Origin of the sequence: Dyella sp. RRB7 (assembly GCF_022761115.1) — a bacterium.
Taxonomy (GTDB): Bacteria; Pseudomonadota; Gammaproteobacteria; order Xanthomonadales; family Rhodanobacteraceae; genus Dyella.
Genome location: NZ_JAKWJS010000001.1, coordinates 363,904 through 379,742 on the forward strand (window position 1 = coordinate 363,904; position 15,839 = coordinate 379,742).

Below are 15,839 nucleotides of genomic sequence, written 5' to 3' on the forward strand. Positions count from 1 at the left end.
ATCCCCGCGAAAGCGGGGATGACGGCAAAAAGCAAACAAAAAAAGCCGCTGACGCGGCTTTTTTGTTTTGCGAGTAACCCGGGCTTACGACGGCAGGCGACGAATCTTCGCCCCCAGCACGCCCAGCTTTTCCTCGATGTTCTCGTAGCCACGATCGATGTGGTACACGCGATCGACCGTGGTATCGCCCTCGGCCACCAGGCCGGCCAGCACCAGGCAGGCGGAAGCGCGCAGGTCGGTGGCCATGATCGGCGCGCCGCTCATCTTCTCCACGCCCTTGATGATCGCGGTGTTGCCTTCCAGGCGGATGTCCGCGCCCAGGCGCTGCAGTTCCAGCGCATGCATGAAGCGGTTTTCGAACACCGTCTCGGTGATCACGCCCACGCCCTCGGCCACGCAGTTGAGCGCGGTGAACTGCGCCTGCATGTCGGTGGGGAACGCCGGGTACGGCGCGGTGGTGATGTTCACCGCCTTGGGGCGGCGGCCGCGCATGTCCAGCTCGATCCAGTCGGCGCCGGTGGAAATCTGCGCACCGGCGTCTTCCAGCTTGCTCAACACCGCGTCCAGCGTGTCGGCGCGGGCGTTGCGTGCACGCACCTTGCCGCCGGTCATGGCGGCGCCGACCAGGAAGGTGCCGGTTTCGATGCGGTCCGGCAGCACTTCGTACTCGGCGCCATGCAGGCGCTCGACGCCGTGGATGACCAGCGTAGAGGTGCCAGCGCCTTCGATCTGCGCGCCCATGGCGATCAGGCAATGCGCCAGGTCGACCACTTCCGGCTCCTGCGCCGCGTTCTCGATGACGGTGGTGCCCTGCGCAAGCGCGGCGGCCATCATGATGTTCTCGGTGCCGGTGACGGTGACCATGTCCATCGCGATGCGGGCGCCCTTGAGGCGCCTGGCCTTGGCCTTGATGTAGCCGTTCTCCACCACGACCTCGGCGCCCAGCGCCTGCAGGCCGCGGATGTGCTGGTCGACCGGGCGCGAGCCGATCGCGCAGCCGCCCGGCAGCGATACTTCCGCCTCGCCGAAACGCGCCACCAGCGGGCCCAGCACCAGGATCGAGGCGCGCATCGTGCGCACCAGGTCGTAGGGGGCGAAATACTTGTCGGTGGAGCGCGGGTCGACATGCATCTTCATGCGGTCGTCCAGCACCAGCTGCGTGCCCATCTGGCCCAGCAGCTCGATGAAGGTGGTGACATCGTGCAGGTGCGGCACGTTGCTGATCGCCACCGGCTCGTCGGCCAGCAGGCAGGAGGCGAGGATCGGCAGCACGGCGTTCTTGGCGCCGGAAATACCCACCTCACCGTGAAGCGGCTCGCCGCCACTGATCAGGATCTTGGCCATCGAAAGTCCTTACGAAAATGCGTGGGAGTCGCAGGCAACCTCAACGGCGCGCCGCGGCCTCCGCGGGAGTCAGGGTTTTCAGGGCCAGCGCGTGGATCGCGCCGCCCATGAGATCCCCCAGCGTGGCATAGACCAGACGATGCCGTGCCAACGGCAGCTTGCCGGCGAACTGCTCCGCCACCACCTCAGCCTCGAAATGTACGCCGTCGTCGCCGTTGACGGCCGCCTGTGCACCGGGCAGGCCTTGTTCGATCATTGCCTGGATGGTGGCAGCGTCCATGGTTTTTCCACTTGCGGGGTTCTGGTCGGCGCCGGGGATTCGAAAGGCTGAGGAATCCAATGGCGCCGACTATGACGTTAAAATGCGAATATGCCATGTTAATGGAAAACCTCTGTCGCAGAAACGACACGAGTAGACGCCGGCTCTTGCTTCCAGGCCGCCGCCAGACCCCAAGAGCATGATTTAACGGAAATTCTTATAAAGCCAGGGCCATTCGGGCCGCGGCGGAATTCCGGCACCTATCCCGAGAACGCATGAACGCCCACGTCGCCACCACCAGCCAGAACGCGATCAACGCCGATGCCATCGTGCAAAGCGCGCGTACCGTAATCGCCACCGAGGCGGCCGCCATCCGCGCCCTGGAGCCGCGGGTCGGGCCGGAATTCGTCGACGCCTGCCGCCTCATCCTGGGCTGCGCCGGGCGCGTGGTGGTCACCGGCATGGGCAAGTCCGGGCATGTGGCCCGCAAGATCGCGGCCACCCTGGCCTCCACCGGCACGCCGGCGTTCTTCGTGCACCCGGGCGAGGCCAGCCATGGCGACCTGGGCATGATCCTGCCGCAGGACATAGTGCTGGCCCTGTCCAATTCGGGCGAGACGGACGAAGTGCTGTTCATCCTGCCGGTGATCAAGCGCCAGGGCATTCCCCTGATCGCCATCACGGGCAACGCCCATTCGTCGCTGGCCGACCAGGCCACCGTGCACCTGGACGCCAGCATTGCCGCCGAAGCCTGCCCGCTGGGCCTGGCCCCCACCGCCAGCACCACGGCGGCGCTGGTGATGGGCGATGCGCTGGCCATTGCGCTGCTGGAAGCGCGCGGCTTCACCTCCGAGGACTTCGCCCGTTCGCACCCGGCCGGCAGCCTGGGCCGTCGCCTGCTGCTGCATATCAGCGACGTGATGCATACCGGCGAGGGCATTCCCGCCGTGGCGCCGGACGCCACGCTGACCCAGGCACTGATGGAAATGACCCGCAAGCACCTGGGCATGACTGCGGTGATCGATGCCGACCGGCGCCTGCTGGGCGTCTTCACCGACGGCGACCTGCGCCGCGCACTGGACGATGATGGCGTGGACCTGCGCGGCGCCACCGTGGCCGAGCTGATGACCCGCGGCCCCAAGACCATCGGGGCGGACAAGCTCGCCATCGAGGCGGCGCAGCTGATGGAAAAGCACCAGATCCACGCCCTGCTGGTGGTCAACGACCAGCAGCAGGTGGTGGGCGCGCTTAACATTCACGATCTACTCCGTGCGCGTGTGGTCTGATTTCGCGGTTCGGCCGTTATCACCCCCGTTCGCCCTGTCGCGTCCACCGTCCGGCAAGCCCGACGTTTGACGGTATCGCCCTCTCGCCCCCTGCCGACCTCGCCCATGTATCTGGCTGACATCCCCGCTGACGTACTCGCCCGTGCCGCCAAGATCCGCCTCGTCGTGTTCGACGTGGACGGCACGCTCACCGATGGTCGCCTCTGGTATGCCGAGGACGGCCACGAAACCAAGGTGTTCCACGTCCACGACGGGCTCGGCCTGAAGCTGCTGCTGGCCAACGGCGTGCAGGTGGCCATCGTGTCGGCGCGCATCAGCCACCCGGTGGCCCTGCGTGCGGAGGAACTGGACATCGCCCACGTCTACCAGGGCCAGGGCGACAAGCGCGCCTGCCTCGAACAGTTGCTGGAGGCGCTGCAGCTGACGCCCGAGCAGGCCGCCTTCGTCGGCGACGACCTGCCCGACCTGCCGCCGATGCGCATGGTCGGCCTTGCCGTGGCGGTGGCCAACGCGCACCCGTGGATCGCCGAGCAGGCCCACTGGCATACCCGCCTGGCCGGTGGCCTGGGCGCAGCGCGCGAGGTCTGTGACCTGATCCTGCATGCGCAGGGCAAGACTGCGGCCGAACGGGAGCGCTGGCAGTGAGTTTGCGCAGATACCTGCGCGACCGCGGCGTGCCGGTGGCGATCGTGCTGGTCGGCCTGGCGACGGGCGCGGCACAGATGCTGTACTGGTGGCTGGCGCCCGCGCCCAAGGTCAACGACTTCGTCGGCCCGCCGCGCTCGGGCTACACGCTGACCAATTTCAAGCTGTGGTCTTATGACGTGGACGGCCTGCCCGCTTTCAGCATGGTGGCCCCCCACCTGGAGCGGCGCGAAAACGACGAATCGCTGTACATCAATACCCCGGACTTCGAAATGCCGTCCAAGCAGCTTGGGGTGCCGCCCTGGCTGGGCAAATCGCTGTATGCCTGGGTCGACAAGAGTGGCACGCTGCTGAAGCTGCAGGGGCCGGTCTATATGCACCGCGCCGCCTTCTGCGCAACGGCGGCCGCGGAGATGCACACCTCGGACGTTACCGCGTGGCCCAAGGAAAACCGCATGGTGACGGCGGCTCCCGCGCAGATGGTGCAAGGCGACAGTAAACTTAGCGGGGTGGGCATGCGTGCCAACCTCAACACCAATCATCTGGAGCTGTTCGATGAAAGCCACGGCACGTTCCCGCCGCGCAAGAATAAGTCCCAAGCTGGTGCTCAGCCTGTTATCCCTGGGGCTCTTCGCACTGCAGCCTGCCCTGGCTAAGCAGGATGACCGCAACCAGCCCATGAACTTCGTGTCCAAGACGGTGGACGGCTATAACGCGCCCAACACCATCACCACGTTGACGGGCAGTGTCGTGGCCACCCAGGGCACCATGAAGCTCACCGGCGACGTGGCGAAGCTGTACCTGGACCAGGACACCCAGGTGGCTCGCGCCGTGGTGACCGGCAACCCGGCGCACATCGAGCAGTTGGACGATGCCAATAATCTGATGCAGGGCGACGCCGCCCAGCTCGATTACGACAACATCAACGGCATCGCCGTGCTCACCGGCAACGCCGTGGTGCGCCAGCAGGGCCGCGGCGAGTTCCATGGCGACAAGCTCACCTACAACACCAACACCGCGCTGATCACCGGCCAGGCCGGCGGCGATGGCCTGGTGCATGGCGTGATCCTGCCCAAGCCCAAGCCCGGCACCCCAGGTGCGCCAGCAGCCACGCCGCCGGCCAAGCCCGCACCGGCGCCGACAACCAATACGCCGGCCAAGCCGACCACCACGCCAGCCGCGCCCAGCAAGCCGGCCGGGAGCCAGTAATCGATGCTTTCCGCTGAAGGTCTGCAAAAGAGTTTCAAGGCGCGCAAAGTGGTGCGCGATTTCGCCTTCTCCATCCGCGAAGGCGAGGTCGTGGGACTGCTCGGCCCCAACGGTGCCGGCAAGACCACCTGCTTCTACATGGTGGTGGGCCTGATCGAGGCCGACGCCGGCGTCATCAAGCTCGACAAGCAGGACATCACCGGCCTGCCGATGCACCTGCGCGCCAAGCTGGGCATCGGCTACCTGCCCCAGGAAGCCTCGGTGTTCCGCCGCCTGAGCGTGGCCGACAACATCATGGCCGTGCTGGAACTGCGCGAAGGCTGGGACGAGAAGCGCCGCACCAACGAACTGGAAAGCCTGCTGGACGAGTTGAAGATCGCCCACATCGCCGACCAGAAGGGCATCAGCCTGTCCGGCGGCGAACGCCGTCGCGTGGAGATTGCCCGCGCCCTGGCCGCCCATCCGCGCTACATGCTGCTGGACGAACCGTTCGCCGGCGTGGACCCCATTTCGGTGGGCGAAATCCAGCGCATCGTGCGCCACCTCAAGGAACGCGGCATCGGCGTGCTCATCACCGACCACAACGTGCGCGAGACGCTGGGCATCTGTGACCGCGCCTACATCCTCAACGACGGTGAAGTGTTGTCGCGCGGCACGCCCGCGCACATCCTCGCCGACGAGAAGGTGCGCGAGGTCTACCTGGGCCGCGAGTTCCGCCTGTAACAGTCGCGCTACAGCGATAAACCGGAGGTAGTACGCGATTCGGCCTTTGACCTATGGCCGACCCTCCGGCCAGGCGCTAGGATGACATTCAAGCTCATCCGACCCGCTGGCATGAAACCCGGACTGCAATTTCGACTCAATCAACAGCTCACGCTGACTCCTCAGCTGCAGCAGGCCATTCGCCTGCTGCAGCTGTCGCAGCTTGAGCTTGAGGCGGAGTTGCGCCAGATCGCGGAGAGCAATCCGCTGCTGGAGTTTTCCGAGGACAACCCGGAAGACATCGACGGTGACGACCGCGAGGTCGTCGAACCACTGCCAAGCAGCAGCGCCAGCACGAGCACCAGCGATACCGTCGACGACGCCGACGCGCCGGACTGGAGCGACGGTGACGGCGGTGGCGAAGATCCGATCGACTTCTCCAGCAGCGGCAACACCTCGCGCAACGGCAGCAACGTCGACGAGGACGGTTTCGAACCGCAGAGTGCGGCGCCGGAAACCTTGCAGGAACACCTGCTGTGGCAGCTCAACCTCACGCACATGAGCGTGCGCGAGCGCACCATTGCCACGGTGCTGATCGACGCCCTCAATCCCGACGGTTATCTCACCGAGGGCGTGGAATCGCTGCTTGGCGCCCTGCCCGCCGACCTCAAGGCCAGTGCCGCCGAAGTGGAAACCGTGCGGCGCATGCTGCAGCGCTTCGACCCCACCGGCGTGGCCAGCCTCGATTTGCGCGACTGCCTGCGCGTGCAGCTGGAACAGTTCGATCCGCAACTGCCGCAGCGCGAACTGGCGCTGCGCATCGTCGACAGCGAACTGGAACTGCTGGCCCGCAACGACATTGCCCGGCTGGCGCGCAAGCTGCGCGCCAGCGAGGACGACACCGCCGCTGCCGCCGTATTGATCCGCAGCCTCGACCCGCGCCCCGGCGCGGCGCTCGACGTCACGCCGGTGGAATACGTGGCACCGGATGTCTATGCGCGCAAGGACGGCGGTCGCTGGCGCGTCAGCCTCAACCCCGACTGCCAGCCACGCCTGGGACTCAACCAGCATTACTGCGGCCTCATTGCCCAGGCGCGCGGCACCGATGCCAGCTGGATGCGCGGCCAATTGCAGGAAGCGCGCTGGCTCATCAAAAGCCTGGAATCGCGCGCGGAAACCCTGCTCAAGGTGGCCGAGGCCATCGTGCGCCGGCAAAGCGCCTTCCTCGACTATGGCCCGGAAGCCATGCACCCGCTGGTATTGCGCGAGGTGGCCGAGGAAGTGGGCATGCACGAATCGACCATTTCCCGCGTCACCACGCGCAAGTACATCCATACGCCGCGCGGTACTTTCGAACTGAAGCATTTCTTCTCCAGCGGCGTCTCCACCGAAGACGGCGGCAGCGCCTCGGCCACCGCCATCCAGGCCATGCTGCGCAAGCTGGTCGACGCCGAGGATGCGCGCAAGCCGCTTTCCGACCAGGCCATCGCCGAGGAGCTGCACCGCAAGGGCATTCAGGTAGCCCGCCGCACGGTGGCCAAATACCGGGAAGCCATGCGCATTCCCAGCTCCAGCGAGCGCCAGCGCGCCGGTTGAACGGCTACGCACGGGCAACGCGCCCCCCCACCGCGACCGGACGCCCCGGGAACTTGCCGGCCCCAAAAGCCGTCTCCATACTGCAAGGGCGTCCTGCCGAAGGAAAACCTGTCATGTTCGCGGCGGTGAAGGTTTACATAACGCGGCCGATAAACCAGAAGAGCATAGTGGACACCCAGCCTTCGGCGAGGAGACCTGAACACTCATCCTGACAACCCTGGAATTTTGAAGGTGTGTCGGCCACGGTCACGCGACCGGCGCATCGACCCCAGCCGCGCCAGCGGCAAGCACCAGAGGAGGCGCAACATGCAAGTTCAGCTCAGCGGTCAGCAGATCGAAATCACCCCGGCACTCCGGGATCACGTGAACAGTCGACTCGACCGCCTCACCCGCCTCGACGACAAAATACTCAGCCTCGCCATCGTGCTTTCCGTCAACAAGCTTCAGCAACGTGCCGAAGGTACGCTCGCCGTATCGGGTGCCACCCTGCACGCCGAAGCCCTCGAGGCCGACATGTACGTCTCCATTGATGTCCTGTTCGACAAACTGGTCACCCAGCTGCGCAAGCATCGCGACAAGATCTGCGACAAGCACCAGCGCGCCGTGCGCGAAGAGCGCCAATACGGCTGACCAGCCCGGCCCGTCCCTCCCCGGGGCGGGCCTTTTCCCCCAGCGTTTTCCGCCATCCAGGGCACCGGCCGGTGCGAACTGGCACAATGTCCATGTCGCTGCACGGGCGCAGGCGCCCTCAATCCCGCAGCACAAAGGACCTGGCTTGGATCGGCTCACCGCCCGACAACTCTACGATGGTGTCCACGAGCGCATGGCGCTGCGCTGGGTTTCCGGCATGCGCGGCGAGTCGCGCGTGCTCGAACAGGCCGCCACCACCACGCGCCGCCCGTCGCTGATCGGCTATCTCAACGTCATCTATCCCAACAAGATCCAGATCATCGGCACGGAGGAACTGAATTTCCTCGATGGCCTGGATTCGCGCCAGCGCTGGGAGGCGATCAACAAGATCGCCGCCTACCAGCCGGTGGCGATCATCGTCACCAAGGACCAGGCCATCCCCACCGACCTGCGCGAGGTGGCCGAGGAAACCAACACCCCGCTGTGGATCAGCTCCAAGCGCGGCCACGAGCTGCTGACCTGGATGCAGTACTACCTGGCGCGCATGCTGGCGCCCAAGATCACCCTGCACGGCGTGTTCCTGGAGGTGTTCTCCATCGGCGTGCTGATCACCGGCGAATCGGGCTCGGGCAAGAGCGAGCTGGCGCTGGAACTGATCAGCCGCGGCCATCGCCTGGTGGCCGACGACGCCACCGAGTTCACCCTGATCGCCCCGGACGTGATCGACGGCACCTGCCCCGAACTGCTGCAGGATTTGCTGGAAGTGCGCGGCCTGGGCGTGCTCAACGTGCGCGAGATGTTCGGTCACACCGCGGTCAAGCCGTCCAAATACCTGCGCCTGGTGGTGCATCTCAAGCCGCTGCGCGAAGGCGAGGACACCGATGGCCTGACCCGCCTCACCGGCGACATCGGCCACCGCGAGATCTTCGAGGTGCAGGTGCCGATGATCACCATCCCGGTGGCGCCCGGCCGCAACCTGGCCGTGCTGGTGGAGGCGGCGGTGCGCAACCACGTGCTCAAGAGCAAGGGCATCGACCCGGCGCAGACCTTCATCGACCGCCAGGCGCACCAGATGCGCCGGCTGCCCCCCTGGTGACCCATGAGCCACACGACATCCAGCCCGACCATCCACCACCCTGACGCGATCCACCTGATCGTGCTCACCGGCATGTCCGGTGGTGGCAAGACGGTGGCCCTGCGCGCGCTGGAAGACCTGGAGTTCTATTGCGTCGACAACCTGCCCACCGCCCTGCTGCCCCAGCTGGTGGCCGCGGTAAGCCGGGGCAACGAGGGGCGGCGCCGCAACGTCGCGGTGGGCGTGGACGTGCGCAATCCCGAGGAAGACCTGCAGCGCATGCCGGCCGTGCTGTCGGAACTGGCCACGGCGGGCGTGCATGCGCACCTGATTTTCCTGGACTGCCGCGACGACGTGCTGATCAAGCGCTACTCGGAAACGCGCCGACGCCATCCCCTGTCGGCCCGGGGGCTGTCGCTGGCCGACGCCATCGCCGAAGAGCGCCGCGTGCTGCGCCCGCTTTCCTCGATTGCCGACAAGGTGATCGATTCCAGCGACATGAACGTGCACCAGCTGCGCCGCCTGATCGCCACCGGCTATGCCGAGGCCACCGACGGGCTGACGCTGATGTTCCAGTCGTTCGCCTTCCGCCGCGGCCTGCCGCTGGACGCCGATTTCGTATTCGACGCGCGCTGCCTGCCCAACCCGCACTGGGACCCTGCCCTGCGCCCGCTGTCAGGCAAGGACGGCCCGGTGCGCGACTACCTGGAATCGCAGCCGCTGGTCGCCGAGTATTTCGCCGACACGGCGCGCTGGCTGGATGCCTGGCTGCCGCGTTTCGAAGCGGACGACCGCAGCTATGTCACCATTTCCGTCGGCTGCACCGGGGGCCGGCACCGCTCGGTCTATCTGGTGGAAAAACTGGCGGCCCACTACCGTGCGCTGCGTACCGGCGTACTTACCTTCCATCGCGAACTTGAGTGATTGCCATGCTGTCGATGTCCTTTAACCGGAATGGCACGCCGTCGTGAGCGTCGGTGTATTGCTGATGACGCACGAGGCGGTGGGCAAGGCGCTGATCTCGGCCGCCCACCACGTGCTGCCCAAGCTGCCGCTGAAGGTGGAGGCGGTGGAAATACCGCCCGAGGCCGACCCGGACGTGATGCGCATGCTCACCGCGGTGCACGCCCGCGAACTCGACCTGGGCGACGGCGTGCTGGTGCTGGCCGACCTGTATGGCGCCACGCCCTGCAATATCGGGCTGTCGCTAAGCGAGCTCGGCGTTCATCTGCGCTGCGTGTCGGGACTCAACCTGCCGATGCTGCTGCGTGTACTCAACTATGCGGAAAAACCACTGGACGAACTGGCGGAAATCGCCGCCAGCGGTGGCCGCGGGGGAATCTTCATCGATCATGCGTGAACAAGAAATCGTGGTTTCGAACAAGCTGGGCCTGCACGCCCGCGCCTCGGCCAAGCTGGTGCAACTGGTGCAGGGTTTCAAATCGACGGTTTGGCTGGTCAGCAAGGGCCGCGAAGTCAACGCACAGAGCATCATGGGCGTCATGATGCTTGCGGCAGGCATGGGCACGCCGCTGACCGTACGTGCCGAAGGACCGGACGAAGAGTCCGCCCTCAACGCCGTGGTGGCGTTGTTCGATCGCAAGTTCGACGAAGGAGCCTGAGTGCGAAAAGTTCTCGCCAGAACGCAGCATCCTGAGGCCGTATTCACGACCCGGTGGGTTGCGCCGTGCGATCTTTCCGCCGCGGGATTCGAGGCGTCGGCCGGATGCCGACGTCAACAGCGGCACGGCAAGCCGCTCCACCACGGAAGGCCCGCATGAGACAGATATTGACTGGCACCACGGCAGCGAAAGGCATGGCCCTTGGCCGCGCCCGCCTGGTACAGCCCAGCCGTTATCTGGTCGATACCCGCCCGCTCAACGAGGACGAGGTGGATGTCGAGCTGGCGCACCTGCACCGTGCGCTGGAAACCGCGCGGCAGGAGTTGCACGAACTGCGCGGCAAGCTGCACGGCGCGCTGGCGCGCGAGGTCAACGAGTTCATCGACGCCCACAGCCTGCTGCTGGACGACCCGGAACTGCTGCGCGGCCTGGACGACCTGGTGCGCATCGGCCACTACCGTCCCGGCGCGGCGCTGAAGAAGCAGCGCGATCGCCTGGCCGCGGTATTCGAGGCGATGGACGATCCTTACCTGCGCTCGCGCAAGGAAGACGTCGACCAGGTCATCAACCGCGTCATCTCCGCGCTGCAGCGCCAGACCAGCCGCGAAGAACGCAAGCTGGCGGCCCGCGTGGGCGAGATCCTGATCGCCGACACCATCGCCCCGGCCGACATGGCGCACCTGGCGGGCAGTGGCCTGCTTGGCGTGGTCGCCAGCTCGGGCAGTGCGTATTCGCATAGCGCCATCCTCGCGCGCAGCCTGGACCTGCCCATGATGGTGGGCGTGCGCGACGCGCTCTCCACCATCCATGACGACGACCTGATCCTGCTCGACACCGAACGCGGCGAAGTGGTGGTGCATCCCACTGCGCAGGATCTGGCGCGATACCGCGCCTGGCAGCGCGAAGCCGCCCAGGAGGGACGCCGCCTGGCCACGCTGGCCAACGCGCCCACCCGCACGAAGGACGGCACCGACATTCGCCTGCTGGCCAACGCCGAGATGCCGCCCGACATCGCCATGGCCCGCGCGCGCGGCGCCGACGGCGTGGGCCTGTATCGCACCGAATTCCTGTTCCTGCGCCAGAAGGGCTTGCCCACCGAGGACGAACAGTTCATCGCCTATCGCGACCTGGTGCTAGGCATGGGCGGCCTGCCGGTCACCATCCGCACGCTGGACCTGGGCGCCGACAAGGCCGACGCCGCGGGCCTGGTCCTGCGTGGCGAGGACAACCCCGCGCTCGGCGTGCGCGGCGTGCGCCTGTCGTTGCGCTACCCGGCGGTGTTCACCACCCAGATCCGCGCCATCCTGCGCGCCGCCTGCTACGGCCCGGTGCGCGTGCTGGTGCCGATGGTGACCCAGCCCGACGAGATGATCGCCGTGCGCACGCTGTTCAAGCTGGCGCGGCAGGAACTCAAGCGCGAGAACGTGGACCTGCCCGAGAAGCTTGCGCTGGGCGCGATGGTCGAAGTGCCCGCGGCCGCCATCAACGTGCGCGCGCTGCTGGAACATGCCGACTTCCTTGCCATCGGCACCAACGACCTGGCCCAATACGTGCTCGCGGCCGATCGTGGCAACGATGCGCTGGACAACATCTACAACCCGCTGCAGCCGGCGCTGCTGCGGCTGCTGTCGTATGTGATCGCCGAGGGTCGCCGCGCGAAGAAGCCGGTAAGCCTGTGCGGCGAGATCGGCGGCGACGTCAACTTCACCTCGCTGCTGCTGGCGCTGGGTCTGTGCGAATTCAGCATGCACCCGAGCCAGCTGCTGCATGTCCGTGACCGGCTGGCCATGCTGGATCGCAGCGTCTTGCGCGCGCAGGCGCCGCGCATCCTGCGTGCGCGCACGCACGAGGAAGCCGAGGCGCTGCTGGCCAGCATCACGGCCTGAGCCACAATTTCCAGTAGCCTCGAACCACTGCACCGCCGACAATCAGCCAAGCCCCGATTGCCGCGCCATCCAATCTCGCGAATGCCAGTCGGCCAAGAGTTGAATGGCGCCAACCAGCGTTCATTGCGCGCTACCAGCCTGCGCAAGGAATGCCTCAATTAGCGCGCTGCAGTAGCACCTCGATGCAGCAGCGACAACCTGTGCTGGTGCCGAGGAACGGTGTCTTCAGACACACACTTGACTGCTACACCTGAACCGACGGCCTCAAGCAAGCAGGCGAAATCTTATGCTCAATTACGCTCGGAACTGACATACATGGTGCGCAAGCTATAGCTAGCGTGTGAACGCGCCACCAAGCCAGGCAATCACAGATCATTCCGCTAAGTCCGGCCTGTTTCCGATGTCCATGCACACCCGTTACCTATCTCCCAAGTCCCTACAAGCGCGGGCGTCTTTTAGATTTGTCTGATATCTCCTGGGCGGATGGAGGCACAGGATGCGAGTCGATAGATCAGAGCAACCCCAAGTCAAGGGAAAACGAAATTGATCAGCCGAAGTTTGGCTTCGACTGATTAAGTCCCGGCGGAGGATCTTCGCCCTACGGTTGTTGAAGGAGTTAGATAGGCGGTCTCTAACATCAAGTGCAACACCCCCTTCGAGGTGATGCATGGTTCAGAACTACAGTCATCTGAGCGCCGAAGAGCGAGGCGCGATCATGGTGGGCAAGGCCCGCGGGGAGAGCGCTCGGCAGCTGGCCATACTGCTGGGCCGTTCGCCCAGCACGATCTCACGAGAGCTGGCGCGTAACGGGCACCGTGAGCCGTCGGCCAGCCCTCGCCTGGGCCGTCCGACACTCGGCTATGACGCCCTGCGCGCCGGTCAGCGAGCCCGACGATTGGCTCATAAGGCGCGCCGACCGCATAAGTTGCACCGAGACGGCGCCTTGTGGCGCCTGGTGCGCCACCTGTTGGCCCGACGCTGGTCACCACAAGAAGTGAGCCGCACACTGCGCCGACAGCATCCCGACGAGCCGGCCAAGCACGTGTCCCACGAGACGATTTACACCGCGATCTACGCCGCCCCGCGCGGGGAGCTGCGGCGAGGGCTGGTGGCGCTGCTGCGCCAGCACAAGTGCGCGCGCCGCCCACGGGGCCAAGGCGCCAACCGTCGTGGCCGCATGCACGACCTGCCCAGTATCCACGATCGGCCGCCGGAGGCGAACGAACGCTTGTTGCCGGGCCACTGGGAAGGGGACTTCCTCAAGGGGGCGCGCAACCAGTCGTCGGTCGGCGTCCTGGTGGATCGGCGCACCTTGTTCCTGAAGCTGGTGAAGATGGACGGCTGCTCGGCCGAGGACGCGCTCAAGGGCTTCAGTCGTGCCTTTGGGCCGCTGCCGCCGGCGCTGCGCCAGACGCTGACGTACGACCAGGGCAAGGAAATGGCGCTGTACAAGACGTTGTCCCGGCGCACGGGGTTGGCGATCTACTTTGCCGATCCACGCAGTCCCTGGCAGCGGGGCATCTGCGAGAACACCAACGGCCTGCTGCGCCAGTACTTACCCAAAGGCACCGATCTGTCCGTGCATAGCCAACGAAAGCTCGATGCCATCGCCCGGGAAATGAACCTGCGCCCGCGAGCCACTCTGGACTACCACTGTCCTGCGGAGATGATCATGCGTGCGCTGGGGCGTGATGACCTTGCCCAAGCCATCGATGATGCACTTCTAGATTGACACCGCCATATGAAAGAACTGAACCAAATGGAAATCGAACAGGTCAGCGGCGGCCTCGAATGGTGGAAGGGAGAGCGGTCGACCAACGTGTTCTACACTAATGGTGCCGGCGAAACCTTCCAGTCCAATATCTATGGTGGTTGGACCCGCATCTACATCAGGTGATATTTCGGCAAGGCGCCCCGCCACTGAGCGGGGCGCCTTTATGCTGATGGGCGGCCAACGGGGCGTTGCGGGCCACTTCGCCTTCTTGGCGTAACGGCCGCTACGGATCAACTAAGAGTTCGATAGAGCTTGAAAATCGCACTGAGACATAATTTATGTCATTTAACCGAAGAAAGATTGGACTGCTAGCTGGCGCGCAATTTTTCGTCATGACTGCCCTCTCATCCATTGCGCTAGGGCAAGACCGAAGCTCCTCAGGATTTAATGCGGCAGACTTCCGTCTTTTTTCGCCGTCACAACGCGCATCCACATCGCAGCCATCAACAGACGAAAGCATAAAACTGAAGTCCTCGGCATTTACCCCAGTTCATGATACGACGTCATTTCCCGATGCCTGCAAGAAAGGGTTTGCGAAGCAAATTGGTGAGCGATCCTTTGAACTCGCCAATCCGGGGCAGCCTTATCAGGCAACGGATGTGATAACGCAGAATCCGCGTCTTCCCTGGCGCCGCTTAATCCTCGGCGGATCGACGCCAGATCGTTGCATCGTCTACTACGAGAAGGGCGGCATTGCGACCACTCGTGCTGTTGTAGTGATCGATATCTCCAAGCCCAGTGGACCCGCGTTCGTCTGGGGTGGCATAGGTGGGGAGGATCCACACGACCTGGTGTCGTTGGTTTCTCAGATAACCGATGCCAAGTTTCAGCCCGGCGGACCCTATAGCTGGTAGCTTGAAGGCAGGCACTAGCGCGCGATATCGTCGAAGGAGCCTGTGGCGAAATCACTTCGATCCGCTGGATGTGCCATTTATGAACGCCTCGATCAGCGCGCCGCGATAGCGCTGCCGATGCAGCAATAGCGACAGCTTGCGCTGCAGGTCGAGGAAGGGCGTCTTGAGTACACGCAGTCGCCCGGCAGCCACCGCATCCGTCACCGCCACCTGGGGCAGGCAGGCGATGCCCAGGCCGGCGATCACCGCCTGCTTGATCGCCTCGGCCTGATCCAGTTCCAGCACCGTCTCGCCCATGGGCAGGTTGGACAGGGCGCGTTCGCTCAGGCTGCGGGTGGCCGAGCCGGGTTCGCGCAGCACCCAGCGCGCGCCCGCGAAATCGTCGGGCTGCAGGCGCCGCTTGCGTGCCAGGGGGTGATCCGGTGGCGCGCATACCACCAGCGCGTCGTCGCGCCAGGGGCGTACCTCCAGCGAAGGATGCGCTACCGGGCCCTCGACGCAGCCCAGTTCCAGCGCGTGATCGAGCATGGCGGCGACGATTTCCGCCGTATTGGCGACGCGCAGGCGCACCGACACATGGGGGTGGGCCCGCACGAAATCGCCCAGCAACTCCCCTACCCGGTAGTTGCCCACGGTGTTGCTGGCCCCCACGCGCAACTCACCGCCCAGCGCCTGGGTACCACCGCTGCCGATGCGCCCGAATTCGGCATAGCGTTCCAGCAGTTCCTGCGCCAGCGGCAATAGCTCGCGGCCACGGGTGTTGAGCCGCAGGCGGCCGCGTTCCCGCGCGAACACGGGCGCCTCCAGCTGCCGCTCCATTTCGGCCAGCGCCATGCTGGCGGCCGGCTGGGTCAGGTGCAGCACCTCGGCGGCAGCGCGCACGCTGCCCAGTCGCGCGATCTGCACGAACACCTCGATCTGGCGCGGGCTGATATTGATCATCAGCCAATCTTATTA

Annotated in this window: 18 protein-coding genes; 15 read left to right on the plus strand and 3 right to left on the minus strand. The window is 65.4% G+C overall.

Features of this window, described 5'->3' with window-relative positions; genetic code table 11:
- Positions 1 to 84: 84 nt before the first annotated feature.
- Complete coding sequence (gene murA, locus MJ606_RS01800; RefSeq protein WP_243047700.1) at positions 85 to 1,344, minus strand: UDP-N-acetylglucosamine 1-carboxyvinyltransferase; 1,260 nt, start codon at positions 1,342 to 1,344, stop codon at positions 85 to 87.
- A 40-nt stretch (positions 1,345 to 1,384) separates the two neighbouring features.
- Complete coding sequence (locus MJ606_RS01805) at positions 1,385 to 1,624, minus strand: BolA/IbaG family iron-sulfur metabolism protein (protein ID WP_243047701.1); 240 nt, start codon at positions 1,622 to 1,624, stop codon at positions 1,385 to 1,387.
- A 254-nt stretch (positions 1,625 to 1,878) separates the two neighbouring features.
- On the opposite strand from MJ606_RS01805, the gene MJ606_RS01810 reads away from it, so the two are divergent.
- From MJ606_RS01810 to MJ606_RS01880, 15 genes are all read left to right on the plus strand, one after another.
- Positions 1,879 to 2,889, plus strand: coding sequence for a KpsF/GutQ family sugar-phosphate isomerase (locus MJ606_RS01810; RefSeq protein WP_243047702.1), 1,011 nt, complete (start codon positions 1,879 to 1,881; stop codon positions 2,887 to 2,889).
- Between the two features lie 105 nt (positions 2,890 to 2,994).
- Positions 2,995 to 3,534 carry an HAD-IIIA family hydrolase gene (locus MJ606_RS01815; RefSeq protein ID WP_243047703.1) on the plus strand — a complete coding sequence of 180 codons (540 nt, stop codon included), beginning with the start codon at positions 2,995 to 2,997 and terminating at the stop codon, positions 3,532 to 3,534.
- Positions 3,531 to 4,190, plus strand: a complete 660-nt coding sequence (lptC, locus tag MJ606_RS01820) for an LPS export ABC transporter periplasmic protein LptC (RefSeq protein WP_243047704.1) — start codon at positions 3,531 to 3,533, stop codon at positions 4,188 to 4,190. Before MJ606_RS01815 ends, lptC begins: the two co-directional genes overlap by 4 nt.
- A gap of 22 nt (positions 4,191 to 4,212) precedes the next feature.
- Positions 4,213 to 4,743 carry a lipopolysaccharide transport periplasmic protein LptA gene (gene lptA, locus MJ606_RS01825; protein ID WP_343214785.1) on the plus strand — a complete coding sequence of 177 codons (531 nt, stop codon included), beginning with the start codon at positions 4,213 to 4,215 and terminating at the stop codon, positions 4,741 to 4,743.
- Between the two features lie 3 nt (positions 4,744 to 4,746).
- Complete coding sequence (gene lptB / locus MJ606_RS01830; RefSeq protein WP_243047706.1) at positions 4,747 to 5,466, plus strand: LPS export ABC transporter ATP-binding protein; 720 nt, start codon at positions 4,747 to 4,749, stop codon at positions 5,464 to 5,466.
- 111 nt (positions 5,467 to 5,577) lie between these two features.
- A complete protein-coding gene (locus MJ606_RS01835) occupies positions 5,578 to 7,041 on the plus strand; it encodes an RNA polymerase factor sigma-54 (RefSeq protein WP_243047707.1) in 1,464 nt (487 codons plus the stop codon).
- 306 nt (positions 7,042 to 7,347) lie between these two features.
- On the plus strand, positions 7,348 to 7,671 hold the full coding sequence (raiA, locus tag MJ606_RS01840; protein ID WP_243047708.1) for a ribosome-associated translation inhibitor RaiA: 324 nt from the start codon (positions 7,348 to 7,350) through the stop codon (positions 7,669 to 7,671).
- Between the two features lie 145 nt (positions 7,672 to 7,816).
- Entirely contained in the window at positions 7,817 to 8,767 is a 951-nt protein-coding gene (gene hprK / locus MJ606_RS01845) for an HPr(Ser) kinase/phosphatase (protein ID WP_279236595.1), read from the plus strand.
- A 3-nt stretch (positions 8,768 to 8,770) separates the two neighbouring features.
- A complete protein-coding gene (gene rapZ, locus MJ606_RS01850; protein ID WP_243047709.1) occupies positions 8,771 to 9,670 on the plus strand; it encodes an RNase adapter RapZ in 900 nt (299 codons plus the stop codon).
- A 43-nt stretch (positions 9,671 to 9,713) separates the two neighbouring features.
- A complete protein-coding gene (locus MJ606_RS01855; RefSeq protein WP_243047710.1) occupies positions 9,714 to 10,106 on the plus strand; it encodes a PTS fructose IIA subunit family protein in 393 nt (130 codons plus the stop codon).
- Positions 10,099 to 10,368, plus strand: coding sequence for an HPr family phosphocarrier protein (locus MJ606_RS01860; RefSeq protein ID WP_243047711.1), 270 nt, complete (start codon positions 10,099 to 10,101; stop codon positions 10,366 to 10,368). Before MJ606_RS01855 ends, MJ606_RS01860 begins: the two co-directional genes overlap by 8 nt.
- A 155-nt stretch (positions 10,369 to 10,523) precedes the next feature.
- Positions 10,524 to 12,254: a phosphoenolpyruvate--protein phosphotransferase gene (gene ptsP, locus MJ606_RS01865; protein WP_243047712.1), complete on the plus strand. Its 1,731-nt coding sequence runs from the start codon at positions 10,524 to 10,526 to the stop codon at positions 12,252 to 12,254.
- Positions 12,255 to 12,921: 667 nt separating this feature from the next.
- Positions 12,922 to 13,986, plus strand: coding sequence for an IS30 family transposase (locus MJ606_RS01870; RefSeq protein WP_243047713.1), 1,065 nt, complete (start codon positions 12,922 to 12,924; stop codon positions 13,984 to 13,986).
- Between the two features lie 9 nt (positions 13,987 to 13,995).
- The gene (locus MJ606_RS01875) at positions 13,996 to 14,151 is read left to right on the plus strand and encodes a hypothetical protein (protein WP_243047714.1); all 156 of its coding nucleotides are present in this window, start codon (positions 13,996 to 13,998) and stop codon (positions 14,149 to 14,151) included.
- Between the two features lie 155 nt (positions 14,152 to 14,306).
- Entirely contained in the window at positions 14,307 to 14,882 is a 576-nt protein-coding gene (locus tag MJ606_RS01880; protein ID WP_243047715.1) for a hypothetical protein, read from the plus strand.
- Between the two features lie 51 nt (positions 14,883 to 14,933).
- Here the strand turns inward: MJ606_RS01880 and MJ606_RS01885 are convergent, their stop codons facing one another.
- Positions 14,934 to 15,824 carry a LysR family transcriptional regulator gene (locus MJ606_RS01885; RefSeq protein WP_243047716.1) on the minus strand — a complete coding sequence of 297 codons (891 nt, stop codon included), beginning with the start codon at positions 15,822 to 15,824 and terminating at the stop codon, positions 14,934 to 14,936.
- Positions 15,825 to 15,839: the final 15 nt, after the last annotated feature.